This window comes from Pseudoalteromonas sp. TAB23 (assembly GCF_000498075.1).
Classification (GTDB): domain Bacteria; phylum Pseudomonadota; class Gammaproteobacteria; order Enterobacterales; family Alteromonadaceae; genus Pseudoalteromonas; species Pseudoalteromonas arctica.
On record NZ_AUTP01000131.1, the window covers coordinates 1 to 1,922 of the forward strand.

At 47.8% G+C, this 1,922-nt stretch carries 1 protein-coding gene and 1 pseudogene; both read left to right on the top strand.

The window, feature by feature from the left end; translation table 11 throughout:
- Positions 1 to 1,449, top strand: a pseudogene (locus L654_RS01000000125495) (phage tail tape measure protein); the annotation flags it as partial.
- Positions 1,449 to 1,775, top strand: a complete 327-nt coding sequence (locus L654_RS0104740; protein WP_004589628.1) for a DUF2590 family protein — start codon at positions 1,449 to 1,451, stop codon at positions 1,773 to 1,775. The pseudogene L654_RS01000000125495 and the gene L654_RS0104740, both read left to right, overlap by 1 nt.
- Positions 1,776 to 1,922 lie beyond the last annotated feature (147 nt).

The window sequence follows — 1,922 nt, forward strand, 5'->3', positions numbered from 1 at the left end:
AGCCAGCGCTTACCTGCAGTGCCAACCGACAGCACCGCACCGTTAAATTTACAGGCGCAAGCCCGCAGCCAGGCATTAATAAATAATGCATTCCCAAGCGAGCAAAACAACGCAGTAAATAACAGCGCAGTAACTAGCAGCGCAGTAACTAGCAGCGCAGTGAACGCCACGCAAAACAATGCGGCAACGGCAGTAAACAGCGCAACTAATGCCGCGCAAAACAATGCGGCAACGGCAATCGACAACGCAACTAGCGCCACGCAAAACAATGCGGCAACGGCAATCAACAACGCAACTAACGCCATGCAAAACAATGCGGCAACGGTAACTAACAGCGCAACTAGCACGAAGGCATTAGCAGCGGTAAATAGCAGTGTAAATAACGCTACGCAAAACAGCTTAGCGTCAGCGGACATAGCTGCCCAACCAAAAGCAATGACTGAGCGTGAAGCCGCAAACGATGCATTTAAATTTACTAGCCAGCGCTTACCTGCAGTGCCAACCGACAGCACCGCACCGTTAAATTTACAGGCGCAAGCCCGCAGCCAGGCATTAATAAATAATGCATTCCCAAGCGAGCAAAACAACGCAGTAAATAACAGCGCAGTAACTAGCAGCGCAGTAACTAGCAGCGCAGTGAACGCCACGCAAAACAATGCGGCAACGGCAGTAAACAGCGCAACTAATGCCGCGCAAAACAATGCGGCAACGGCAATCGACAACGCAACTAGCGCCACGCAAAACAATGCGGCAACGGCAATCAACAACGCAACTAACGCCATGCAAAACAATGCGGCAACGGTAACTAACAGCGCAACTAGCACGAAGGCATTAGCAGCGGTAAATAGCAGTGTAAATAACGCTACGCAAAACAGCTTAGCGTCAGCGGACATAGCTGCCCAACCAAAAGCAATGACTGAGCGTGAAGCCGCAAACGATGCATTTAAATTTACTAGCCAGCGCTTACCTGCAGTGCCAACCGACAGCACCGCACCGTTAAATTTACAGGCGCAAGCCCGCAGCCAGGCATTAATAAACAATGCATTCCCAAGCGAGCAAAATAAAGCAGTTACGGTTGCAAATAACAATATTACTAACTCGGCAAATTCCCCTGTTTATAACGCTAAGCAAGCGCAGCTGGTAAGCGTTAATCAAGGCGCGGCGCCAGAGCCAGCATTGCCCAGCGTAAAAACAGATCAGATAATTACTAACACAGCCAGCAACAACGCCGAAAAAGCACAGCAAATTAGCGCAGAACAACAGGCCACTGCATATAAGCCTAAGCTGCAAAAGTCGGCTTACCTGCAAAGCCTAACTAACAACAGCAGCAGTACAAACAACAACAGCAATAGCAGTGACAGCAGCAAGCATATAAGCATTGAGAACGTAAACTTTAAATCAGACGACTTAGCGCAAAGCTTTGAACAAATGATGGAGCTAGCAGGTTAATGAAATTTGATATAGCGCTACACATAGACCTAGAAATACAAGACGGCGACTTTATGCTTAACGACTCGCTAAGCCCAAGCACGTTTAAAAAAGCAGACGTAATAAGCCAGGATATAAAGCACCGCATTTTAGAAAGCGGCTTACTAACCAAGCTTGTTGGCCTGCGCAACAAAAACGCAATAGAGCCAATATTAACCGAACTCGAATTACTAACCGAGCAAGACAATCGCGTAAAACCAGGCACAATAAAAGTGCACCGCAACGACGACGGCACATTAAGCATTAACGCACAAACGCGCCAGTATGGGAGCAGCAATGAACTTTAAAGCAATGATGCAAAATGCAGGCTTGCCAATGGACGAGCAATCAGCAGCGAAGCAATGGCAAGCACAGCTAAAAGAGCAAAACATACAGATTGCTAATAACTCACCGTTTAGCCCTTTTTGGCGCACCGTTGAAGCGCTGATCACCAA

What these genes read in the sequence shown, in the direction of transcription:
- L654_RS0104740 (WP_004589628.1), top strand. Translation starts at nt 1,449, where the DNA reads ATGAAATTTGATATAGCGCTACACATAGACCTAGAAATACAAGACGGC.